Source organism: Nocardia sp. CA-136227 (genome assembly GCF_050955695.1).
In the GTDB taxonomy this organism is placed as follows: Bacteria; Actinomycetota; Actinomycetes; order Mycobacteriales; family Mycobacteriaceae; genus Nocardia.
Map to the genome: position 1 here is coordinate 5,573,160 of NZ_CP192081.1, position 21,402 is coordinate 5,594,561.

Annotated in this window: 23 protein-coding genes; 15 read left to right on the forward strand and 8 right to left on the reverse strand. The window is 68.9% G+C overall.

Annotation, left to right across the window (positions count from 1 at the left end; genetic code table 11):
* Nucleotides 1-6: 6 nt before the first annotated feature.
* The 3 genes from ACQP06_RS25785 (at nt 7) to sigJ (ending at nt 3,012) form a co-directional block, all read left to right on the forward strand.
* The gene (locus ACQP06_RS25785) at nt 7-933 is read left to right on the forward strand and encodes an SURF1 family cytochrome oxidase biogenesis protein (RefSeq protein WP_433673435.1); all 927 of its coding nucleotides are present in this window, start codon (nt 7-9) and stop codon (nt 931-933) included.
* Nucleotides 930-1,919 (forward strand): cobalamin biosynthesis protein, encoded by a 990-nt coding sequence (locus ACQP06_RS25790; protein ID WP_433667011.1) that lies wholly within the window; start codon nt 930-932, stop codon nt 1,917-1,919. Before ACQP06_RS25785 ends, ACQP06_RS25790 begins: the two co-directional genes overlap by 4 nt.
* 139 nt (nt 1,920-2,058) lie before the next feature.
* Entirely contained in the window at nt 2,059-3,012 is a 954-nt protein-coding gene (gene sigJ / locus ACQP06_RS25795; RefSeq protein ID WP_433667012.1) for an RNA polymerase sigma factor SigJ, read from the forward strand.
* A gap of 59 nt (nt 3,013-3,071) precedes the next feature.
* Here sigJ and ald read toward each other — a convergent pair whose 3' ends face one another.
* Nucleotides 3,072-4,181, reverse strand: a complete 1,110-nt coding sequence (ald, locus tag ACQP06_RS25800) for an alanine dehydrogenase (RefSeq protein ID WP_433667013.1) — start codon at nt 4,179-4,181, stop codon at nt 3,072-3,074.
* A 67-nt stretch (nt 4,182-4,248) separates the two neighbouring features.
* Nucleotides 4,249-5,043 carry an MBL fold metallo-hydrolase gene (locus tag ACQP06_RS25805; protein ID WP_433667014.1) on the reverse strand — a complete coding sequence of 265 codons (795 nt, stop codon included), beginning with the start codon at nt 5,041-5,043 and terminating at the stop codon, nt 4,249-4,251.
* Nucleotides 5,044-5,114: 71 nt separating this feature from the next.
* Between ACQP06_RS25805 and ACQP06_RS25810 the strand changes: the two genes are divergently transcribed.
* The 6 genes from ACQP06_RS25810 to ACQP06_RS25835 all read left to right on the forward strand — a co-directional run bounded on the left by ACQP06_RS25810 (nt 5,115) and on the right by ACQP06_RS25835 (nt 9,667).
* A complete protein-coding gene (locus ACQP06_RS25810) occupies nt 5,115-6,071 on the forward strand; it encodes a GlxA family transcriptional regulator (protein ID WP_433667015.1) in 957 nt (318 codons plus the stop codon).
* A gap of 9 nt (nt 6,072-6,080) precedes the next feature.
* The gene (locus tag ACQP06_RS25815) at nt 6,081-6,596 is read left to right on the forward strand and encodes a gamma carbonic anhydrase family protein (protein WP_357096816.1); all 516 of its coding nucleotides are present in this window, start codon (nt 6,081-6,083) and stop codon (nt 6,594-6,596) included.
* A gap of 140 nt (nt 6,597-6,736) precedes the next feature.
* On the forward strand, nt 6,737-6,910 hold the full coding sequence (locus ACQP06_RS25820; protein ID WP_213560258.1) for a hypothetical protein: 174 nt from the start codon (nt 6,737-6,739) through the stop codon (nt 6,908-6,910).
* Between the two features lie 144 nt (nt 6,911-7,054).
* Nucleotides 7,055-7,684, forward strand: a complete 630-nt coding sequence (locus ACQP06_RS25825; protein ID WP_379276425.1) for a TetR/AcrR family transcriptional regulator — start codon at nt 7,055-7,057, stop codon at nt 7,682-7,684.
* Between the two features lie 64 nt (nt 7,685-7,748).
* Entirely contained in the window at nt 7,749-8,465 is a 717-nt protein-coding gene (locus tag ACQP06_RS25830; protein WP_433667016.1) for a SanA/YdcF family protein, read from the forward strand.
* Nucleotides 8,466-8,890: 425 nt separating this feature from the next.
* On the forward strand, nt 8,891-9,667 hold the full coding sequence (locus ACQP06_RS25835; protein ID WP_433667017.1) for a helix-turn-helix domain-containing protein: 777 nt from the start codon (nt 8,891-8,893) through the stop codon (nt 9,665-9,667).
* 195 nt (nt 9,668-9,862) lie between these two features.
* On the opposite strand, the gene gndA is transcribed toward ACQP06_RS25835, so the two are convergent.
* Complete coding sequence (gene gndA / locus ACQP06_RS25840; RefSeq protein WP_433667018.1) at nt 9,863-11,305, reverse strand: NADP-dependent phosphogluconate dehydrogenase; 1,443 nt, start codon at nt 11,303-11,305, stop codon at nt 9,863-9,865.
* Nucleotides 11,306-11,565: 260 nt separating this feature from the next.
* Between gndA and ACQP06_RS25845 the strand changes: the two genes are divergently transcribed.
* The gene (locus ACQP06_RS25845; RefSeq protein WP_433667019.1) at nt 11,566-12,297 is read left to right on the forward strand and encodes a hypothetical protein; all 732 of its coding nucleotides are present in this window, start codon (nt 11,566-11,568) and stop codon (nt 12,295-12,297) included.
* A gap of 337 nt (nt 12,298-12,634) precedes the next feature.
* Here ACQP06_RS25845 and ACQP06_RS25850 read toward each other — a convergent pair whose 3' ends face one another.
* Complete coding sequence (locus ACQP06_RS25850; RefSeq protein ID WP_433667020.1) at nt 12,635-13,231, reverse strand: TetR/AcrR family transcriptional regulator; 597 nt, start codon at nt 13,229-13,231, stop codon at nt 12,635-12,637.
* 56 nt (nt 13,232-13,287) lie between these two features.
* Here ACQP06_RS25850 and ACQP06_RS25855 point away from each other — a divergent pair, with 56 nt between their 5' ends.
* Nucleotides 13,288-13,773 (forward strand): nitroreductase family deazaflavin-dependent oxidoreductase, encoded by a 486-nt coding sequence (locus ACQP06_RS25855; protein WP_433667021.1) that lies wholly within the window; start codon nt 13,288-13,290, stop codon nt 13,771-13,773.
* A 10-nt stretch (nt 13,774-13,783) separates the two neighbouring features.
* Here ACQP06_RS25855 and ACQP06_RS25860 read toward each other — a convergent pair whose 3' ends face one another.
* Nucleotides 13,784-14,575: a helix-turn-helix domain-containing protein gene (locus ACQP06_RS25860; protein ID WP_433667022.1), complete on the reverse strand. Its 792-nt coding sequence runs from the start codon at nt 14,573-14,575 to the stop codon at nt 13,784-13,786.
* 405 nt (nt 14,576-14,980) lie between these two features.
* Here ACQP06_RS25860 and ACQP06_RS25865 point away from each other — a divergent pair, with 405 nt between their 5' ends.
* The gene (locus ACQP06_RS25865) at nt 14,981-15,910 is read left to right on the forward strand and encodes a cutinase family protein (RefSeq protein WP_433673436.1); all 930 of its coding nucleotides are present in this window, start codon (nt 14,981-14,983) and stop codon (nt 15,908-15,910) included.
* Nucleotides 15,911-15,939: 29 nt separating this feature from the next.
* On the opposite strand, the gene ACQP06_RS25870 is transcribed toward ACQP06_RS25865, so the two are convergent.
* Complete coding sequence (locus tag ACQP06_RS25870; protein WP_433667023.1) at nt 15,940-16,587, reverse strand: hypothetical protein; 648 nt, start codon at nt 16,585-16,587, stop codon at nt 15,940-15,942.
* 26 nt (nt 16,588-16,613) lie between these two features.
* Between ACQP06_RS25870 and ACQP06_RS25875 the strand changes: the two genes are divergently transcribed.
* The 3 genes from ACQP06_RS25875 (at nt 16,614) to ACQP06_RS25885 (ending at nt 18,922) form a co-directional block, all read left to right on the forward strand.
* Nucleotides 16,614-17,210: a maleylpyruvate isomerase family mycothiol-dependent enzyme gene (locus ACQP06_RS25875; protein WP_433667024.1), complete on the forward strand. Its 597-nt coding sequence runs from the start codon at nt 16,614-16,616 to the stop codon at nt 17,208-17,210.
* Nucleotides 17,211-17,288: 78 nt separating this feature from the next.
* Nucleotides 17,289-18,029 carry a hypothetical protein gene (locus tag ACQP06_RS25880; protein WP_433667025.1) on the forward strand — a complete coding sequence of 247 codons (741 nt, stop codon included), beginning with the start codon at nt 17,289-17,291 and terminating at the stop codon, nt 18,027-18,029.
* A gap of 155 nt (nt 18,030-18,184) precedes the next feature.
* Nucleotides 18,185-18,922 carry a hypothetical protein gene (locus ACQP06_RS25885; RefSeq protein ID WP_433667026.1) on the forward strand — a complete coding sequence of 246 codons (738 nt, stop codon included), beginning with the start codon at nt 18,185-18,187 and terminating at the stop codon, nt 18,920-18,922.
* Nucleotides 18,923-18,983: 61 nt separating this feature from the next.
* On the opposite strand, the gene ACQP06_RS25890 is transcribed toward ACQP06_RS25885, so the two are convergent.
* Nucleotides 18,984-20,447 carry a glyceraldehyde-3-phosphate dehydrogenase gene (locus ACQP06_RS25890; RefSeq protein ID WP_433667027.1) on the reverse strand — a complete coding sequence of 488 codons (1,464 nt, stop codon included), beginning with the start codon at nt 20,445-20,447 and terminating at the stop codon, nt 18,984-18,986.
* A 184-nt stretch (nt 20,448-20,631) separates the two neighbouring features.
* On the reverse strand, nt 20,632-20,892 hold the full coding sequence (locus tag ACQP06_RS25895) for a hypothetical protein (protein WP_433667028.1): 261 nt from the start codon (nt 20,890-20,892) through the stop codon (nt 20,632-20,634).
* Nucleotides 20,893-21,402 lie beyond the last annotated feature (510 nt).

Genomic DNA, 21,402 nt, shown 5'->3' on the forward strand with positions numbered 1-21,402 from the left:
TCACTGCTGCGTCGCCTCACCTTCCTGCTGCGCCCGAGCTGGCTGATCCTGGCCGTGGTGGTGGCCGGTTTCGCCTACCTGTGCTTCACCGTGCTCGCGCCCTGGCAGCTGGGCAAGAACACCCGCACCTCCGAACGCAACGACCGCATCGCCGCCTCGGTGCACGCCGACCCGGTGGACATCGCCGGGCTGCTGTCGGGCGACGGCAAGAACACCGAATGGCGGCGGGTCACCGCCGATGGCAGCTACGTCCCGGACTCGACGGTCCTGGTGCGCCTGCGCCACCTCGACGGGCAGCCCGCCTACACCGTGCTCGCCGGGTTCCGGCTCGACGACGGCCGCACCCTGCTGGTCGACCGCGGCCAGATCGCGGCCGCGCAGGGCGGCACCCGCCCGCCCGCCATCGCCGACCCGCCCACCGGGCCGCAGCACCTCGAGGCCCGCATCCGCGCCTCCGAGGGCGTCATCGAGAAGAAGCCGCCGACCACCGAGGACGGCTACCGGCAGGTGTACACAACCGACACCCAGCAGGAAGCGACCGTTCTCGGTCTGCCGCTGACGCCCATCCCGACCGACGGCCTCGGCGGGTATCTGCAACTCGACGCGGGCCAGCCCGGAGCGTTCACCCCCGACGCCCTCCCCCAGCTCGACGCCGGCCCGTACCTGTCCTACGGCCTGCAATGGCTGGCCTTCGGCGTCATGGCGCCGCTGGGTCTCGGCTACTTCGTGTGGGCCGAGATCCGCGCTCGCCGCCGCGAGAAGTCCGAGGCCGCCAAGTCGACGGGCGCCGAGACCCCGGCGACCGAAGCCACGACGCAGGCGGCCGAATCACCCGCTCCGGCAACCAAGTCGAAGCCCAACGACCCGGCCCCCAAACCCGCGCCCGCCACGAACGAGGCCCGCCTCGCCGACCGCTACGGCAACCGGCGTTGAGGGCGACCGCTACCGCGGCCGGACTGCTCCTCGGGTTCGGCCTGGACCGGATGCTGGGCGATCCCCGGCGCGGACATCCGGTGGCCGGGTTCGGTTCGGCGGCAATCCAGGTCGAGCAGGTCACCTATCGAGACGACCGGGCCGCCGGAGTCGTGCACGAAGTCGTGCTGGTCGGGACCGTCACGGGACTCGGAATCGGGTTGGGACGCGCCGTCTCCGGACGGACCCGGGCGAAACACCGCACCTCGCGGCCGCGTTCGAACGAGATCGTTCGGACGCTCGGCGAGGTGGCGCTCACCGCCGCCGCGACCTGGACCGTGCTGGGCGGGACGACCCTCGCCAAGACCGGGCGCGACATGGCCGATCGCCTCGAGTCCGGCGATATCGAGGGCGCGCGGGCCTTGCTGCCGTCGTTGTGCGGCCGCGATCCCGAGGTGCTCGACGCGGACGGGCTGGCGCGCGCGGCGCTCGAATCGATCGCGGAGAACACCTCGGACGCGACTGTCGCGCCACTGTTCTGGGGCGCGGTGGCGGGCGTTCCCGGACTGCTGGCCTACCGGGCCGTCAATACCCTCGACGCGATGGTCGGCTATCGCAACGAACGCTACGGGCGGTTCGGTTGGGCCGCCGCGCGAACCGATGACGTCGCCAATCTCGCGCCCGCCCGGGTGAGCGGCCTGCTCACCACCGCCCTCGCACCGGTGATCGGCGGCCGTCCCGCCGCCGCCTGGCGGGCCTGGCGGCGCGATGCGGGCAAGCATCCGAGCCCGAATGCCGGTGTGGCGGAAGCCTCCATGGCGGGCGCGCTGGGCGTGACGCTCGGCGGCCGCACCGAGTACCGGCACGGGATCGAGATGCGGCCCACCCTCGGTGACGGTCCGGTCCCCCGGGTTCCCGATCTGCGGCGCGCGGTCCGGCTGTCCGAGGCCGTTCAGGTCGCGACGGCGGTCCTCGCCGCCACGGCCGTCTGTCTGCGGCGACGCTGACCCGTCACCGCGAATTCGCGAACCGTCCGGTCGCCTTCGCTAGATTTTCCAGGGGAATGTCACAGCCCGGCGAGCTGTCTCGTCGGTCCTGTGAACGGTCCGCCCCATCGGGCGGGCGTGAGCGAAGGCGAGGGTTGCGATGAGTGGTGACGGACGGAACGGGCCCGATCAGGCCGAGCTGGCACGGCAGTTCGAGGAGCATCGCGGCTACCTGCGGCGGGTCGCGTACAGCACGCTCGGCAGTCTCAGCGACGCCGACGACGTGGTGCAGGAGGCGTGGCTGCGGCTGGTCCGGTACTACGAGACCAGCCCGGAGGATGCGCAGATCGAGAACCTGCGCGCCTGGCTGACCACGGTCACCGGGCGGCTCGCCCTCGACTATCTGGGGTCGGCGCGGGCGCGGCGCGAACAGTATGTGGGCGAATGGCTTCCGGAGCCCGAGGTCACCACCTGGGACGACCCGGCCGACCGCGTCTCGCAGGACGAGCGGGTCACCACCGCGCTGCTGGTGGTGCTGGAATCGCTGTCGCCCGCCGAGCGGACCGCGTTCGTGCTGCAGGACGTCTTCGGCATGACCGGCCCCGAGGTGGCCGAAGTCGTGGGCCGCACCCCCGCCGCGGTGCGCCAATTGGCTTCGCGCGCCCGCAAACACGTGGAGAACGGCACCCCCCGCTTCCCCGCCAGCGCCGACGAGCACGAGAAGGTGGTGTCGGCGTTCGCGGTGGCGTGGCGTTCCGGCGACCTGAGCGCACTGCTGGGCGTGCTCGACACCAATGTCACCTTCACCTCCGACGGCGGCGGCAAGGTGCAGGCGTTCCTGCACCCGATGCACGGCGCGGACAAGGTCGCCGCGACGCTGCTCGGGTTCCTGGAGTTCGCGTCGAAGATCGGCGGCGCGTGGGGTCGCCCGGTGCTGGTCAACGGCCGTCCCGGCCTGGTGGTGTTCGACGGCAAGAACACCGGCGTCTTCTCGTTCACCATCGACGAGGGCCGGATCACCAAGATCGACGTGGTGCGCAACCCCGACAAGCTCCGCGACCTCCCGGCCGACGGCGCGGGACCCGATTGGGCGCTGGGCTCGTCCGAGTCCTGAGCGACGGACACCGCGGGCCCGCAACCGGATTCACCCCGGTCGCGGGCCCGCCACCGTGGTCAGGACGAGGTGTACGTCGCCGGCCCCAGGCCGTGCGCGGCCGCCACCTCCGGCGAGTAGAGCCGACCGGCGTCGGCCGTGAGCCCCTGCGCGAGACCGGGATCCGCGGCGCACGCGCCCGACCAGCCCAGGTTCGCGATGGCGCGCGCGTACGGCAGCGTCACATTGGTGAGCGCCACCGTGGACGTGTGCGGGACCGCGCCCGGCATGTTCGCGACGCAGTAGAACAGCGTGTCCGCCACGTGGAACGTCGGTTTCGCGTGCGTGGTCGGATGCGAGCTCTCGAAGCAGCCGCCCTGATCGATGGCGATGTCGACCAGCACCGCGCCGGACCGCATCCGCGCGACCAGACTGTCGGGCACCAGTTTCGGGGCCCGCGCACCCGGCACCAGCACCGACCCGATCACCAGATCGGCGGCCAGCACTGCCTTCTCGACCTCGGCGGTATTCGATCCGATGGTGGTGAGCCGCCCGCCGAACCGGGCGTCGAGTTCCCGCAAGCGCGCGATATTGGTGTCCAGCACCGTGACCCGCGCCCCCATGCCGAGCGCGACGGTCGCCGCGTTGACGCCCGCCACGCCCCCGCCCAGCACCACCGTGTCCGCGGGCCGCACGCCCGGCACCCCGCCGAGCAGCAGTCCGGACCCGCCCTGCGGCGCCATCAGGTGATACGCCCCGACCATGCCGCCGAGCTTGCCCGCCACCTCGCTCATGGGCGCGAGCAACGGCAGGGTGCCGTCCGCGGCGCGCACGGTCTCGTAGGCGATGGCGGTGATGCCCGAGCGCAGGATGGCGTCGGTGCATTCGCGGGAGGCGGCCAGGTGCAGGAAGGTGAACAGCACCTGCCCCGCCCGCATGCGCGGATACTCCTCGGCGATGGGCTCTTTCACCTTCAGCACCAGTTCGGCCGCGTCCCAGACGTCGTCGGCGGTGGGCGCGGTGCGGGCGCCCGCCTCGAGGTAGTCGGCATCGTGGAAGCCGGACCCGATGCCCGCTCCGGCCTCGATCAGCACCTCGTGGCCGCCCCGCACCAGTTCCCCGGCGCCGGCCGGGGTGAGGGCGACGCGGTATTCCTGCTCCTTGACCTCCCGTGGAACCCCGATTCTCATACCGCCATAGTTCCCCGGCCGGGGCCGCGCAGCCATCAGCGCCACGGCCCGAATTCGGCGGCCACTATCAGCGGGCTACCGCGGCGGGGAGTTCCAGGGCCAACGTCTCGCCCGGGCTCGGGATGCGCAGGCGGTCGGTCTGTCCCGCGAGCATGAAGCGGTGGGTCAGGTAGTCGAGGTGCTCGGAGAAGTGCGCCCAGCCCTCGGCGTGCACCGGCACGATCAGCGCGTCACCGAGCGCGAGCGAGGCCTTGGCGGCGGTGCGGCCGTTGAGGGTCAGGTCCAGATCGCCGAAGCGGTCGACGTTCGCCGCGCCCACATTGAGGATGGCGATGTCGATGCGCCCGAAGCGTTCCGCGATCCGCTGCACGTTCTCGACCGAGGCGTTGTCGCCGGAGACGTACACGGTCGGCAGCCCGTCGGCCTGCAGGACGAACCCGGTGACCACACCGGTGAGCGGCTCGCAGCCCTCCGGTCCGTGCAGCGCGGGCACGCCGGTGACGGTCACCGCGCCGATCCGCGTCGACTCCCAGTTCGCGAGTCCCCGAACGCCTTCCATGCGCTCGGCGGCGTCGGGGGTCGACAGCACGTGTTCGACGCTCGGCAGCAGCGCGCGACCGGCGGCGTCGAGATTGTCGGCGTGCTGGTCGTGCGAGAGCAGCACCACGTCGATCGGGCCGATCTCCGCGACCGGGACGGCGGGTCCGGCGAGCTTGTAGAGGGTGACCGGGCCGGGGTAGTTGCCGGGCTCGTCGAAGGTGGGGTCGGTCAGGAAGGTCAGGTCGCCGTAGCCGAAACGCACGGTGGGACCGCCGATGTGGAGGATCTCGAGGGCGGGCGCGGTGTCGATCTTGTTCGTCATGGCATCGAGTTTCGTCGTCGGGGCCGAGCGCCGACAGTGGCCCGAAGGCCTCGTATCGATAAGATCGGGCCATGAGTGCCGAGCACACCGTCGCCGTTCTGGCGCACGACGGGATCAGCCCCTTCCACCTGTCGGTCCCCACCCTGGTGTTCGGCCGGATCGGCGCGGGCGGCCCCGACCACAGCCCCTACCGCGTGGTGGTGTGCGCCGAGCAGCCCGGAACCTTCGCCACGCCCGCGGGATTCGACATCGTCGTCGGCCACGGCCTGGAGGCGGCCGAGACCGCCGACACCTTCGTGATCCCCGCGTGGGACCGCGATCGCCCACTGCCCGAACCGGTTCGCGAGGCCCTGCACCGGGCGCACGCCCGCGGCGCGCGGATCGTGGGCCTGTGCCTGGGCGCGTGGGCGGTGGCGGCCAGCGGCCTGGCCGACGGACGCGAGATCACCACGCACTGGTCGGCGGCCACCGAGCTGGCCCGCACCTATCCGGCGGTGCGGGTACGAGCCGACCGGTTGTGGACCGACGACGGCGACCTGATCACCTCCGCCGGCACGGCCGCGGCGCTCGACTGCTGCCTGCATCTGGTGCGCACCGACCACGGCAGCCGGATGGCGGCCGAACTGGCGCGCAGTCTCGTGCTGGCCCCGCATCGCAGTGGCTCACAGGCGCAGTACATTCCGGTCGCGGTGCCGGAGTCGGTGGACGAGGATCCGATCGAGCACGCCATGGTGTGGGCCCGCACCCATCTCGACGAGCCGGTGGACCTGGACGGCTGGGCGCGGACGGCGCTCATGTCGCGGCGCACCTTCACCCGGCGATTCCGCGATCGCACCGGCGCCAGCCCGCAGCAGTGGCTGCTGCAGCAGCGCGTCGATCACGCCCGGCTGCTGCTGGAATCGACCGACGACACGATGGATCGCGTCGCCGCCGATTCCGGTCTGGGCACCGGCGTCAATCTGCGCCATCACTTCCACCGGCTGCTGGGCACCACCCCCGCGGCCCACCGCGCCCTGTTCCGCCGCTAAGTTCGCCCCATGAGGATTCAGCTGGGTGAGCACGCGCCGCAGATCGACGAGACCGCGTGGATCGCGCCCAACGCCACCGTGGCCGGCCGGGTGCGGCTGGAAGGCGAAGTGAGCGTCTGGTATTCGGCGGTGCTGCGCGGGGACATGGACCAGATCACCGTGGGCGCGCGCAGCAATATCCAGGACGGCTGCGTGCTGCACGCCGATCCGGGCTTCCCGTGCACCGTGGGCGAGGGTGTCTCGGTCGGGCACAACGCGATTCTGCACGGCTGCACGGTCGGCGACGACGTGCTGATCGGGATGGGCGCGACGGTCCTCAACGGCGCGGTGATCGGCGAGGGCAGTCTGATCGCGGCCAACGCACTGGTGCCCGAGGGCGCGCAGATCCCGCCGGGGTCGCTGGTGGCGGGCGTCCCGGGCAAGGTGCGCCGGGAGCTGAGCGAGGCCGAGCGCGATCACATTCGCCTGAATGCGGCCGCATACCTGCACAACTCGGCGCTGCACCGGCAGGGTCAAGAGGTGTGACTGAAGGGGGCGTGTGAGAAGCCCCACACTGAACAAGTGACCAGTCAGTACGCTGCTAGCATCGGCGGATGCGTTCCCGGCGGCCCGCGCTGTGCCGCCGCCGGCCGGGTCCGCGCTCGGGGCTAGCAGGAGGTTTCACGGTGTCGTACAAGCACGACGGTATGCACCGACAGCGCATCAGCGTGGCCGACATCGCCGCGCAGCCAGGGGGATTCGAGGCGCTGCAACGCCGAGTCCACGAACTGCGTTCCAGCGGCATCGATTTCGCGGCCAATGCCATCGAGAGCGAAATGGCCGCCCTCGACGTCCGCTGACCGGACCGGGCGTTCACTGATCGGACGGGGTACGAACCGCGACCCCGAGGCAATGAGATACTTTCGGATCGGCCTGTGCGCTACCGCGCCTCGGCCGTTCACCGCGTTGTCGCGGGGTCGTCCACCCGATCGACTGGAGACTCGATGCCGTCCGTTCCCACCATCCTGCAACGCATTCTCGAGAAGCCGCGGAGCGAAGGCGAACAGCTACTGGAAAGCGCGCTGTCGGCGTTCCTGGACTTCGGGATCAAGCGAACCAGCATGGGGGAGATCGCCCGTCGCGCCGGGATCAGCCCCGCCACCCTGTACCGGCGATTCGAATCCAAGAACGATCTGGTCGCCGCGGTCGGCGTGCGCGAGGCGCAGCTGTTCATCGCCGAGATCGACGAACGCGTGCGCCGCGCCGCGGTCGGCAAGTCCGGGCAGGCGCAGCTGGTCGAGGTGTTCGCGGCGTTCATCATTCAGCTCGCCAACAACAAGCTGCTGCGGCGGCTGCTGCGCACCGAACCCGACACCATCCTGCCGCGGCTGACCACCGAGGCCGGGCCGGTGCTCGCGGTCGGACGCACCTACCTGGCCGAGAAACTGCGCGCGCTACAGGCTTCCGGGGACGTCCCGGACTTCGACGCGGATCTGGTGGCGGAGGTGTTCGCGCGGCTGGGGCAGTCGCTGGTGCTGACGCCGGACGGGCTGATCCCGCTCACCGACGAGACCGCGGCCCGCGAGTTCGCGCGGCGCACGGTGCTGCCGATGATCGGCGTGCAGCCGATCTGATCCGGTCGCGACGCGGGCGAAAAGTCGTTCGATCGGCGCGGGGAGTTCCGGCACACTGGCAACCATGCCGTTGCGTTCCACTCTCCGCTCCGCCCGCAGCCGGGTCGCCACATGGTTGCCGTTGCGGCGGGTGGTGAAGATCTGCGCCGTGATCGCGGTGCTGGGGTTCACGGTATTGGTCGCGTCGGATCTGTGGATCCGGATGGCGCACCGGAAGTACGAGTACAGCGTGGAGAGCGCTCCGTCCGCCGATGTCGCCATCGTGCTCGGCGCGGAGGTCAAGGCGAACGGGAAGCCGTCGGACTATCTGAAGGCCCGCCTGGACCTGGGCCGGCAGCTGCTGGCGGCCGGGAAGGTGAAGGCGCTGCTGCTCACCGGCGACAACGGCCGCTCCACCTACGACGAGCCGACCGCCATGCGCGCCTACCTGATCGAACAGGGCGTGCCCGCCGCCAAGATCGCGCTCGACTACGCCGGATTCAGCACCCACGAATCGTGCGTGCGCGCCCACGACATCTTCGGCGTCACCTCCGCCATCGCGGTCACCCAGGATTTCAGTCTGCCCCGCACCATCGCGCTGTGCCGCGCGGCCGGAATCGATACGGTCGCGGTCGGTGACGACACCATGCCCCACACCATGGTCTATCGCCAGAATTGGCTGCGCGAACAATTGGCCGACACCAAGGCCGTCTATTCCATTCTCCTGCACCCCGAGCCGACATTCCGTGGCGCACAGGAGAGTTCGGTCCGCGACGCGATGGCCGCGGACCCGCAGCCCTGACCGGTCAGATATTCCCGGCCAGCGATCCCGCGCTACCCGCCGCACCCGCGGCCACCGCGCTACCCGTCATCAGACCGACCGCGGCGAGAACCAGAGCCCACATGTGTTGAACCTTTCGAGAGCGAGAAATTGAAGACGCCTCGAAAAGTAATGCGGCCCATCATGTCCCGGCGAGAGCCGGACGCGGATTCTGCGCCGACTCCATGGCGATACCCAGCACCTTCCCAGTACCCGATCGCGGCACGGTGTGGTAAGCGCGACTAGCACGCGTGGCACCGCCGCCACAAGCGCTGCAACACACACAAACAGGATCCAACGCATGATCGTCGCGAAACGAGTTGTGTGGCAGCATCCCGTTATGGGTTGCTCGTCGGTGACTGCGAGCGGGAATCGGCGACGAGCAGGCAGTGGGAAGGCGGGCATCGGTGACCGGAGACGGCGACCGGCTGGCGGATGACATCTCCATTCCCAGCTTCGGCCAGGCCTTACGCCGCCTCCGAGACGAACGCGGCTTCTCCCGCGAACACCTGGCATACTCGGCCGGCGTCAGCGCCAGCTATGTCACGCTGCTGGAGAAGGGCGAACGCGGCAACCCCACCCGGTCCGTGGTCGAAGCCCTCCTGCGCTGCCTCGACACCAAGGCGCCCCTGACCCCCACCGACCGCCGCCACCTCTTCGACCTGGCCGGCCTGCGCGCGGACGACGCCCCCACCTCCGAGGACCTGTACGACTCCCTCACCGCCGACCAGCACGAGGCCCTGGCCCTGTTCGAACCCGCCCCGGCCGCCTATATCGCCCCTTGCGGCGACGTCCTCGACGCCAACGAGGCCTGGTACGCCGCCCTCCCCGGTCTCCGCGAGGACCGCAATATCTTCCACTGGCTCTTCGGCAACCCGATAGCCAAACTCGTCGAACCCGACTGGCAGACCGAGGTCCGCCTCTACGTCCAATGGCTCCGCATGACCGTCGGCCGCCTCCCCGACGACCCCGCCCTCACTACCCTGGTCGCCGAGCTGGCCCGCTACCCCCACTTCCGCCACTACTGGTCCGAAGGCACGGTCGACTTCACCCCGCCCGTCCGCACCCTCCGGCTCCGAAACCCCAACTCCGGCACCATCCGCGAGTACAACGTCCAGGTAGGCCCCATCCAGTGCGAAACCCACCCCGACCGAATAGTCCTGTTGCTGTGCCTGCCCCTATGACGTCACCACCTGTGCCCCGCCCCGCCGCTCCTCCGGGCTGTTCCTCGTCCTCATGATGGTCGCGGCCGCGCTCGCGGTCACGGCGGCGCCGTTCATCGCCCTCGCGGTGTGGGGCGTGCTGAACGAGAAGGCGGGGCAGGCGCCGAGTCGGCGCCTGCCCCGCCTTTCGGGTGAGACCGGTTGTCCTGCCGCGAATTACGCGGGGACTTCGCTGCGGTCGCCGCTCCACAGCGTGTGGTACTTGCCTTCGGCGTCGACGCGCTCGTAGGTGTGGGCGCCGAAGAAGTCGCGCTGGCCCTGAGTGAGGGCGGCCGGGAGGCGCTCGGCGCGGAGGCCGTCGTAGTAGGACAGCGAGGAGGCGAAGGCCGGGACCGGGATGCCGAGCTGGGTGGCGACGACGACCACTCGCCGCCAGCTGTCGATGGCCGTCTCGATGGCCTCGCGGAAGTACGGGGCGAGGATGAGGGACGGCAGGGACGGGTCGGCTTCGTAGGCTTCCTTGATGCGGTTGAGGAAGCGGGCGCGAATGATGCAGCCGCCGCGCCAGATGGTGGCCAGGTCGCCGGGGTGCAGGTCCCAGTTGTATTCGGCGGAGCCGGCGGCGATCTGGTCGAAGCCCTGGGCGTAGGCGACGATCTTGGAGGCGTAGAGGGCCTGGCGGATCGCCTCGGTGAATTCGGCGACGTCGGTGGGCTTCTCGCCCAGGACGCCGGAGGCGAGGCCCTTGGCGGCGGCGCGCTGGGCGCGGGAGCCGGACAGGGCGCGGGCGAAGACGGCCTCGGCGATACCGGTCACGGGGATGCCGAGATCGAGGGCGGACTTGACCGTCCAGCGGCCGGTGCCCTTCTGCTCCGCGGCGTCGACGATCACGTCGACCAGCGGCTTGCCGGTCTTGGCGTCGACCTGGTTCAGCACCTCGGCGGTGATCTCGACCAGGTAGCTCTCCAGGTCACCGGAGTTCCACTGGGTGAAGACGTCGGCGATCTGCTTGGCGTCGAAACCCAGCGCGTCGCGGAACAGGTTGTAGGCCTCGCCGATGAGCTGCATGTCGGCGTACTCGATGCCGTTGTGCACCATCTTCACGAAGTGGCCGGAACCGTCGGGGCCGATGTGGGTGCAGCAGGGGACGCCGTCGACCTGGGCGGCGATCGACTCCAGCAGCGGGCCCAGCGACTCGTAGGACTCCTTCGGGCCGCCCGGCATGATGGCGGGGCCGTTCAGCGCGCCCTCCTCACCACCGGAGATACCGGCGCCGACGAAGTTCAGGCCGCGCGCCTTCATGGCCGCCTCACGGCGAATGGTGTCGGTGTAGAGGGCGTTGCCGCCGTCGATGATGATGTCGCCGGGCTCCATGGCCGCGGCCAGCTCCTCGATGACGGCGTCGGTGGCGTCGCCCGCCTTCACCATGATCAGCACGCGGCGCGGCTTCTCCAGCGCGGCCACGAACTCCTCGACGGTCTCGGTGCGCACGAAGTCGCCGTCACCGCCGTGCTCGGCGAGCAGGGCGTCGGTCTTGCCGATGCTGCGGTTGTGCAGGGCCACGGTGTAGCCGTGCCGGGCGAAGTTGCGGGCGATATTGCTACCCATGACCGCCAGGCCGGTCACGCCGATCTGGGCGCGCGCTTCCGAGGTCGCCATGAAACAGCCTCTCCGTTCAGATGTCGATGACCGCACGAAGTCTCCTCGGCGGCGGCATCAGCGGATGCGTCCACGACGCCATACCTTTTCTACCGCACGCCCGATTTCCGCCGCAGCGCGGCTTCGGGGCGCGAGACCCCTCCCCTGTTCCCCCGGGCACCCGTGCTCGACAGCCGATCGAACAGCCCGCCCGGGCCTGGCCGTCGCGGTGCGCCGAAAATGCTTGGCCGCCAAGACCGATACGCCGATACAGTGCCCGAATGACTCGTTTGAACCAGATTGTCGCCGTCGAGAAAGGGATCAAGTCCCGCACCTTCTCCGAGCTCGCCGAGGCCCAGGCCAAGCTGGCCAAGAACCCGCTGCTGAGCGGTATCTCACGCACCTACCGACCCAAGGACGAGGAGGGTGAGCAGCTGCCGCCCGAGTCGACCCGGGTCCAGGTGCGTTCGGAGGAGGTCCTGCAGACCACGGCCGACATTCTGACCAAACTGTTCGACGTCGTCGCCACCAAGGACTGGGCGAACTGCACCGCCACCGCCGACGTCGTCGTGGACGGCCGCACGCTGGTCGCCGACGCGCCCATCACCTACCTGCTGTTCCTGGAGAAGCAGCTGGTGGACCTGCACACCCTGGTGCGCAAACTGCCGGTCCTCGACGCCGCCGAGACCTGGGAGTACGACGCCGCCGCCGACTGCTACGCCACCGAGCCGGTACAGACGGTGCGCACCAAGAAGATCCCGCGCAACCACGTGAAAGCCGAAGCGACGGAGAAGCATCCGGCGCAGGTCGAGGTGTATCACGAGGATGTGGTGGTCGGTTACTGGCGGACCATCCGGTTCTCCGGCGCACTGCCCGCCAAGCGCGTCAACGAGCTGACCGAGCGCGTCGAAAAGCTCCAGCACGCAGTCAAGTTCGCGCGCGAGGAGGCCAACAACGCCGAGATCACCCAGCGCAAACTGGGGGCGGAAGTCTTCGGATATTTGTTTGGCTGATCGGTGCGGCGGCGACTACAGTCGGCACTGCGCAAGGAGCGCAAGCTGAAACAGAAGATCAATGTGACCGGCGCTGTGCGCCATCAAACTCACACTATCGCTCCAGTTTCAGCATTCGCCGCCGAACGCCGAACCGAGAGGACGGATTGTCAGCGTGAAGGTTGAGGGTTCAACTCCCTCCGGCTCAGCCACCAATGGGCCGTAGCTCAATCGCAGAGCGTCACGTTAACGTAAGACTGAGCACGTTCTTAAACAGGTCGGCGTGCCGCAATTGGGTGGCCACTGAAACCCCGGGGCAGGCTAGTCCCCGGGGTTTCCCTTATGTTCCGGCCCGGAATCAGCTCGAAGGCAGTGCGGGCGCAACCCATTTCGACAAATATTCGCGCAGCTCGGTTCCGCGGCGCGGGGGGCGGCCCGGGTCGATGACGAACGACTGGACTATGCGCAGCATGTGCTCGACGAGCTCGTCCAGGTCGCTGTCCGAGATGCCGGCGGCCGCCCAGTCCACCGAGTAGCGCTTCAGGAGTGAACGCCCGAAAGACCGTGCGGTATCGGAGGTTACGCCCGCCGAGAAGGCGCTGGCCCGTCCCGGACGCAGCAGCAGACCGAGGTATTTCTCCTCCGGCAGGCGTTCGAGGGTGTAGGCGATGCCCTCCACGACCGCGGTCGCCGGATCGCGAATCTCGACCAGTCGCTCGGCAAGCACATTCAGGAAATGTTCGGTCTGTGCGATGGCCGCCGCGGTCAAAAGCGTTTCCGCACTGGGGAAATAGCGGTACACGGTCTGCCGGGTGACGCCGAGGTCGCGGGCCACCTCCGCGATGCTGAACTCGTCGCCGGAGCGGTCGATGGCGCGGCGGGCGGCGGCCACGATGCGGTCGATCGCCTCCGCGTCGTCGGCGGGAGCTGATCCGGACCATCCATGCGTGCGCACTCCTTGACCATACACCTGGTCCTGACTGTATGGTCGAGGGGCGTGAAAGGAAGCCCATGACCACCACCCCGCCGCGGCCCCCGCAACTCGACTCCCCGGTCCTGCCCAAGATCTTCAAATACACCGGCCGCGCACAGGTCTGGATCTACCGCCGCACCGGCGGCCGGATCGGCGGGAAATGGCGCATCGGCGCGGGCTTCCGCAAACCGGTGCCGACCCTGCTGCTCGAGCACCGCGGCCGCAAGTCCGGCACCGTCTACACGGTCCCGCTGCTGTACATCGGCGACGGCGCCGACACCATCGTGGTGGCCTCGCAGGGCGGGCTGCCGAAACACCCGCAGTGGTACCGCAATCTGTGTGCGAACCCGGACACCCACATCCAGATCGGCCGCGACCGATTCGCGGTGCGCGCCCACACCGCCGACGCCGAGCAGCGCGCCCGGCTGTGGCCGCGACTGGTGGAGGCCTACGCCGACTTCGACACCTACCAGGCGTGGACCGAGCGCGAGATCCCGGTCGTGATCCTGACCCCGATCAATTAGGCGACATCAACTAGACGACACCGGTGGGCAACCCGACCGTGGCGACGATATGGCCGGGATACGCCACGGAATCCAGCATGCCCACCTGGATCCGGTACACCTTCAGCTCGCCCGTGCCCCGATCACGCAATCGCATGGTCCGCACGGGCGGAGCGAACCCGACATCGCCGGAGGACCAGAAGCGCCGGAACTCCGCGAACTCACCGAGCTCGCGCATGAGATCACCGAATACGGTGGGATCGGTCAGCGACCCCACACTCCCGCGCAGCCAGCTCACCGACTGCCGCACATCGGCCTCCCAATCGGCCATCACCCGCCGGGCCGCCGGATCGGCGAACATCCACCGATACAGATTCCCGTTCTCGGCCAGCCCCGGAAACGCCTGCGCCCATTCGATGTTCCCGGCCAGCACATTGCCGCGGGTGTCGTAGAACGCCGCCAGCTTGGGCCGGTGCATGGCGAGCATGCGCAGCGCGTCGGCGCTGATCGATCTCTTCAACTCCGCGACCGTCGGATATCCGGCGCCGGTGAGCCCGGCCAAATCGTAGAGATAACGACGCTCGGTGTCCGACAGCGGATTCCGCTGATTGATGCATCTGACGAGCGCGTCGACCACGGCCTGGGTGGGCTTGGCTTTCCCGCCCTTCTCCAACTGCGTGACATAACTGGCGCTGACCCCGGCCGAGAATGCCAGCCGCTCCCGGGAAAGTCCGCGCTGGTCTCGTAGCCGCCGCAACACATCTCCGAATGTGGGCAGCGCGATGTCCTGGTATTCCCCGATACTCGTTGTCCGGATACTCATATCCGCCGGTTCCCTCCTGCCCTGTAGCGAATCGACGACTCAGCGTCCGCGACCACTGCCAGAACTTCTCCCGCACGGAATACTCCCACATAATCGGCCTGGGGTCCCATCCGCCGGGCGGCGCGTCGATTGATAGCAATGAGGAATCCGCTATCGTCCCGCGAATTAACCTCGGTGAAATCGGCACGGCACAATGGAATTGGATTTCGCCCCGCGCGCCGCCACGCCGGGCAATTGGAACATGTGTCAATTATCCCATCCGTCCGGTTCTCGGCGTTTCCCGCGCAATCAGTCTCGAGACCGGCCCCCACCTTTGGTATGTTCTGCTCGACGTGCCGCCCCGGCACCGACCATGCGGTGGAGAAATCGTCCGAACGATTCGATCAAGGGGTGTGGACCTTGTCCATTCGAGTTACCCGAGCCTTCAGAACGGCGAGCAGCGCGCTCGCGGCGGTGGCGACCGCGGCCGGAATCCTCACGGCCACCGGCGCACCCGGCGCACAGGCCGCGCCCGCGGATTGCCCCAACCTCAATGTGATCGCCGTCCCCGGCACCTGGGAAACCTCGGTCGACGATCCGAAACAGGGCATGCTCGCCCAGGTCACGCGCGGCCTGCCCGGCACCGTGCGCACCGACTACGTCAGCTATCCGGCCACCGCCTTCCCCTGGGACGGCGAGGTCTACGGCCGCTCCAAGCACGAGGCCGTGGGCAATGCCCGCGGGCTCATCTCCGCCATGGCCGCCCGATGCGCGGCAACGCGTTTCGCGCTCATCGGCTACAGCCAGGGCGCGGACGCCGCGGGCGACCTGGCCTCCGAGATCGGCACCGGCCTCGGCGTCGTCTCGCCCGATCGGGTGGCCGCCGTCGGACTGGTCTCCGATCCGCGCCGCTCCCCCACCGACGCCCTGATCGGCCCGCAGGTGGCCGGCACCGGCGCGGGCGGTGCGCGGGCCGGCGGCTTCGGCTGGCTCAGCCCGAGGGTCCGCACCTTCTGCGCGGCGGGCGACCTGTACTGCTCGGTCCCCACCGACGACCTGGCGGGCCGCTCGGCCGGGCTGCTCACCCAGCTCACCGCCCAGGACCCGGTGCAGATCCCCAGCTATGCGCTGACCTTCCAGTCCATCCTGTCCGAGGCCCTGGTCCAGGGCGGCACCGCCATTCTCAGTGCGCCGGGCGACCACCCGGCGAGTGAGCAGTGGATCAAGCAGGTCCAGGACTTCCTGGACTCGGGCGTGCACCAGTCGTATCCGCGGTACGTCGTCGACAGCAACGGCACCACCGCCACGGTCTGGCTGCGCAACTGGTTGGCCGATACCGCGGGCGAAACGCGCTGATCCCTGGCCGTTCCGGTGGGCCGGACCCGCTATTCCGGCCCACCACACACCGACCGTTCCAACGCGCCGTGCAGCCATTGCTGCGCGGCGCCGGTCGTCAGGGCGCCCGTGACCTCTCCGGTCAGGCTCCAGTAGCGCAGGATCCGTTCGTCGGAATCGGTTGCGCCGGACAGTAGTCGCCGCCGGAGACCGGGACTGTCGTGTTCGCCGCGCGCCCGGGCGTGGACGTCGACGAACCGATCGAGTTCCGGTCCCGGGCCCGGCGGCCGGTTCGCCACCACCTGCGGCCCGGCCGCCGCACACGCCCACGCGACACCGTCCAGCAGCGCCCGCCGATGCGTGATGCGTTCCCGGTCCGCCCGCCATAGCTGCCGCGAAACCGCCTGATACAGGCCGGGATCCCCGACCGCGGTGACCAGTTCCGCGAAGGCCAGCAGTTCCGCGGGTGTCGGATCGATCGGATCCGGGACGTTCATGTCGACGAACGCGTCGAACATCTCCGGTGTCAGCGGCTCCAGGACCCGACGCCAGAACCGCACCACCGTGTCCTTGGCGTGTCCCCGATCCCGCACCACCGCAACCAATTCCAGCCGGCTCGCCCGCTCCCCCTCCGGCGCGTCCGCCACCGCCGTCAGCGCCGCCTGCCGCCAGGTCAGCGCGGCCACTTGAACCTCCACCCGGGTGGAATTCCTACGGTACGGGAATGACAACTCCCACCCTGACCACCGAACAGATCTGGCGGGCGGTCGCCGCCGAACGCGTCAGCCTCCACGACATGCTCGACTCGCTGTCGGACGCCCAGTGGAATCACCAATCCCTGTGCGCGGATTGGCGAATCCGCGACGTCGTCGCCCACGTGATCCTGTCCGCCCGGCCGAGCACCGCCGCCATCCTGATCGGCCTGGTCCGCGCGGGCGGCAACCTGCACACCATGATCCGCGACACCGCCATCCGCCACGCGGCGGCCGCGACCACCACGCAACTGCTCGACGAACTGCGAGCCACCGTGCCCACCCGGGCGACCGCCCTCGGCTCCACCCCGGCCGACCGCCTCATGGACCTGCTCGTGCACGGCCAGGACATCGCCGTCCCCCTCGGCATCCCGCGCGACATACCGATCGACGCGGCCCGGGTGTCGCTCGACCGGATCTGCGCGGCGGGCACTTTCGGGATTCGCGACACCTTGGCCCGGCAACGGCTCACCGCGACCGACACCGAATGGACTGCGGGCAGCGGTGTCCCGGTGCAGGCTCCCATCGGCGAGCTGTTGCTGCTGGCCACCGGCCGTTCGCGGCCATGAGTTTCTCGTTGGTCGTTCGTTGGTAGCCGCCCGCATTCTCGGTGCACACCACCTCTCGAATACGAAGGAACCGCACCGATGATCGCCACCCACGCCCGTACCGCCGCCCGCGCCGCGCTCGCAGCGGCCGTCGTCGGTTCCGCCAGTTTCGGTCTGTTCGGCAGCCTCACCGTCGCCAACGCGGGCGGCGACTACGGGCCCGACACCTGTCAGGAGGGCTACGTGTGGCGGGAGGCCAACTCGGCCGACCACGTGTGTGTCAGCCCCGGCACCCGGGATCAGGCGCGCGCCGACAATGCCGCGGCCGCGTCCCGCAAGGCGGGCGGCGGCGCGTACGGGCCCAATACCTGTGTGAACGGCTACGTCTGGCGGGAGGCCTACAACGGTGACGTCGTCTGCGTCACCCCGGCCGTGCGGCAGCAGGCCAAGGACGACAATGCCGCGGCGGCCGCCCGCAAGGCGTCGCTGAACATCTGGCTGACCACCTACACCGCGGGCAACAAGTGCGACGGCGACGTGTGCACCGCGGTCTCCGATGCCGGAGCGCAGTTCAAGATCAATGGCGATCACTTCAACAATGGGACCGTCACGCTCATCGTGAACCGGAACAACGGCACGCGGCTGGCCACGTACACGGTGAAGGCCGGGCCGCACAACGGCTACGCGGGCGCCTCCTTCGGCTACCAGACCACCATGTGGGATCCGAAGTCCGGCTTCCACGCGCCCTGCACGGGCGGCGACGACTCCTACATCCAGGCCTACGATCCGACCTCGCAGCGCTGGTCGGAGCGGTTGTCGTTCAAGCACGACTGCCACTGACCGGGGATGTGCGGGACCGCCTCGGTGGTCCCGCACCTCACTGAGCGCACTCCGAAAAAATCGGAAACAAGTTCGTTTAAAAACAGCCCGGCCGGTACCCCACTCGAGGTACTTTCCTGCCGAGTCCGTCACCGGACCGGAAGGGTTGAAACACAGTGTTCATTGGGCAAATCGGGTCGACCGCGATCCTTGCGGCCGGAGATTCGGCCGACTCCTCCGGCTTCTCCGCCGGCAGCCTCCTGATCCCAGCGGCCGGTGTGGTCCTGCTGATCGTGGGGCTCGTACTGCGCAACCGGTCGAAGACGACCCCCGTCGCAGCGGAAGAGGGCGGCATCCCCGCCAAGACCGCGTCATCCGGCCTGCCCAAGCACACGGGCACCATCGTCGCCGTCGCCGGCATCCTGATCCTGGCGCTCGGCCTCGTCGCGGGCCTCACCAAGTCCGGTGCCATCTCGGCCAAGGATCCCGAACTGGCCGTGGGCAACTGCGTCACCGCCACCGACTACCGCGGCGCCCAGATCGGCAAGATCAAGCCGACCGCCTGCGAGGACAACTCCGCGGTCTACGAACTGGCCGCCTCGGTGAAGAACGGCGCCACCTGCCCCGACGGCAAGCTGCGCGACGCCGGCTACTTCGTGCTCACCAACGGCAACAACTCGCTGTGCTTCGCCCCCAACGTCAAGGTGGGCAGCTGCTACAGCATGCAGCCCGACGTCAACCAGATCGCGCCCATCGACTGCGCGACGAAGAACGGCACCGCCATCACCGTCCAGATCGGCGGCCGCTTCGACGGCACCACCGACACCAACCAGTGCGCCATCCCCGCCGGCGCGACCGTGACCCCGCAGCCCGCCCGCGTGGTGTGCTGGCAGCCGGTCACACCGGTCAGCTAGTCGACACACAGCGAAGGGCCCCGGCGGTCACACCGCCGGGGCCCTTCGTCACGTCCGGGGACTAGCCCGCCGCGACCGCGACGCTCTCCGCGCCCACGCGCGGGTAGGTCGGGTACTCGATACCCGAGATGTACTGCACGGTCCGCACGACCTGGCACGAGTAACCGAACTCGTTGTCGTACCAGAGGTAGAGGATCGCGGTGTCGCCGTCCACGATGGTGGCGTTGGCGTCCACGATCGAGGCCGCGCGCGAGCCGATGAAGTCACTCGAGACCACGTCGGTGGCCGCGGTGAAATCGAGGTTGCGGCTCAACGGACCCGACAGCGACATCTCGCGCAGGTACTCGAGCACCTCGTCCTTGGAGGTCGCGCGCTCGAGCTGCAGGTTCAGGATCGCCACCGAGACATCCGGGGTGGGAACGCGAATCGAGCTGCCGGTGATCTTGGCCTGGAAGTCCGGCATGGCCTTCTTGACCGCGGACTGCGCACCGGTCTCGGTCAGCACCAGGTTGAACGGCGCGGACCGGCCGCGACGGTCGGAGCTGTGGTAGTTGTCCAGCAGGTTCTGGTCATTGGTGAACGAGTGCACCGTCTCCACGTGGCCGCGCACGATGCCGAACTCGTCCTCCATCGCCTTCAGCGGCGGGACGATCGCATTGGTGGTGCAGGACGCGCAGGAGTAGATGGTCTGCGACAGGTCCAGCTCACGGTGGTTGACGCCGTGCACGATGTTCGGGACGTCGCCCTTGCCGGGCGCGGTCAGCACGACCTTCGAGATGCCCGGGCGCAGGTGCTGTTCCAGGCCCGCGCGGTCACGCCACTTGCCGGTGTTGTCGATCAGGATCGCGTTGTCGATCCCGTACTCGGTGTAGTCGATCGAGGTGGGGTCGTTGCTGTAGATGAACTTGATCGCGTTGCCGTTGGCGATGATCGTGCTGTTCTCGGCATCGACCTTGATGGTGCCGTTGAACTGGCCGTGCACCGAGTCGCGGCGCAGCAGAGACGCGCGCTTGACCAGGTCGTCCTCGCCACCCTTGCGGACCACGACGGCCCGCAGGACCAGGCCGTTGCCGGAGCCGACCTTCTCGATGAGCAGGCGCGACACCAGACGGCCGATGCGACCGAAGCCGTACAGCACGACATCGCGGGGGCCCTGCGCCTCGGCCTTGTTGCCGTCGGTCACCTCGGCGAGCACGTCGGCGGCGAACTCAGGGACCGACAGGCCGCGCTCGTCGGCGCGGTAGGCCATCACCAGACGGCCCAGGTCGATCTTGCTGGGGCCCAGGTCGAGCGAGCGCAGCGCCTCCAGGAAGGGCAGCGTCTCGTCGATCGACAGTTCCTCGCCCTCGATCTGCCGCGCGAACCGGTGGGTCCGCAGGATGCTGATCACCGACTTGTTCACCAGTGACCGGCTGTGCAGCAGAATCGTCACCCCCTTGTCCCGATACAAGCTGCCGATGATCGGAATCATCGCCTCCGCCGCAGCCTCGTGAGCGTTCCAGCGGTCAAGATGGTCGGTAGTCAACACAAGTCCTCGGGGTTTCCTCGATCTGCACGTGCTGACGATGCTAACCAGCCCCGAAGTCGCACAATCCTCGGCTACCCGCATGTGAGATCCACGTCGCGTTCGCGAGGGGAAGGAACGCGACCACGCACGACGGCGGTCGCCGGGCGAAACCGCCCGGCGACCGCCGTCGTCCACTCCGACGCTAGTGCGAGGAGATTCCGGCCGAGAGGGTGCTCAGGACGCCGTTGGCGTACCCACCGCCGAACGCGCTGCCCAGGCCCGCGCCCATGGCGGTGAGGTCCACCGACCCGGTGCCGATCGCGTTGCCCAGTTCCGAGGCCGAACCGGACGTGACGGGCAGATCCACCGGAGTGGTGAGCGGAATCCCGTCCGCCGCAGCCGTTCCGATGCCGGCTCCGAGCAGCGCGGCCGACGCGATGCCCACAAGAATCGTTCGTTTCATAAACTGTCCCTCTTATCCAGGTTGTCGGAACGGACGAGGTCGTCCCACTCCGCGCGCCAGAGCATATGAAATATCGCTAATTCACATGAGTGTTTTGGACCGTTTGGTATCCCCGCCACAGTGACCCCCGGGCGGCGGTTGTGAATAGTCCCCATTAGCGAATAAGTCGCCGGGGAGCGGTCCACCGCCACCCAATCCGCGAAGTACATGGTTCGAACCATGGAACCCGGAAGCGGAGTCTTTGCCCTACTGACCAATTCGGGCCGGGCACAACGAGAACGGCCCGCCGGGCCAGCTTCAGGATGGTCGGCGCGATCCGCGTGGTCAGCACGGCATCGTTCACGACCGCGCGCTTCGCCCCGGGACCGAAGACCACCAGCGTCCCGCCATTTTTGTTCCGCGCAGAATATTTCACGGTGGAATCACATATTCTGGACAATTGCCCAGTTCCGAATTGTCGTTATCAACGACGAGAACCCGGGCCGAAGCCCGGGTTCTCGAAGTATTCGC

Excerpts from the sequence above, each read along its gene's own strand:
- ACQP06_RS25895 (WP_433667028.1), bottom strand. The coding sequence starts at position 20,892 with ATGAAACGAACGATTCTTGTGGGCATCGCGTCGGCCGCGCTGCTCGGA.
- ACQP06_RS25805 (WP_433667014.1), bottom strand. The coding sequence starts at position 5,043 with ATGACGAACAAGATCGACACCGCGCCCGCCCTCGAGATCCTCCACATC.
- ACQP06_RS25855 (WP_433667021.1), top strand. The coding sequence starts at position 13,288 with ATGACCACCACCCCGCCGCGGCCCCCGCAACTCGACTCCCCGGTCCTG.
- ACQP06_RS25880 (WP_433667025.1), top strand. The coding sequence starts at position 17,289 with ATGATCGCCACCCACGCCCGTACCGCCGCCCGCGCCGCGCTCGCAGCG.
- ald (WP_433667013.1), bottom strand. The coding sequence starts at position 4,181 with ATGAGAATCGGGGTTCCACGGGAGGTCAAGGAGCAGGAATACCGCGTC.
- ACQP06_RS25830 (WP_433667016.1), top strand. The coding sequence starts at position 7,749 with ATGCCGTTGCGTTCCACTCTCCGCTCCGCCCGCAGCCGGGTCGCCACA.
- ACQP06_RS25845 (WP_433667019.1), top strand. The coding sequence starts at position 11,566 with ATGACTCGTTTGAACCAGATTGTCGCCGTCGAGAAAGGGATCAAGTCC.
- ACQP06_RS25825 (WP_379276425.1), top strand. The coding sequence starts at position 7,055 with ATGCCGTCCGTTCCCACCATCCTGCAACGCATTCTCGAGAAGCCGCGG.
- sigJ (WP_433667012.1), top strand. The coding sequence starts at position 2,059 with ATGAGTGGTGACGGACGGAACGGGCCCGATCAGGCCGAGCTGGCACGG.
- ACQP06_RS25860 (WP_433667022.1), bottom strand. The coding sequence starts at position 14,575 with ATGAGTATCCGGACAACGAGTATCGGGGAATACCAGGACATCGCGCTG.
- ACQP06_RS25815 (WP_357096816.1), top strand. The coding sequence starts at position 6,081 with ATGAGGATTCAGCTGGGTGAGCACGCGCCGCAGATCGACGAGACCGCG.
- ACQP06_RS25875 (WP_433667024.1), top strand. The coding sequence starts at position 16,614 with ATGACAACTCCCACCCTGACCACCGAACAGATCTGGCGGGCGGTCGCC.
- gndA (WP_433667018.1), bottom strand. The coding sequence starts at position 11,305 with ATGGCGACCTCGGAAGCGCGCGCCCAGATCGGCGTGACCGGCCTGGCG.
- ACQP06_RS25810 (WP_433667015.1), top strand. The coding sequence starts at position 5,115 with ATGAGTGCCGAGCACACCGTCGCCGTTCTGGCGCACGACGGGATCAGC.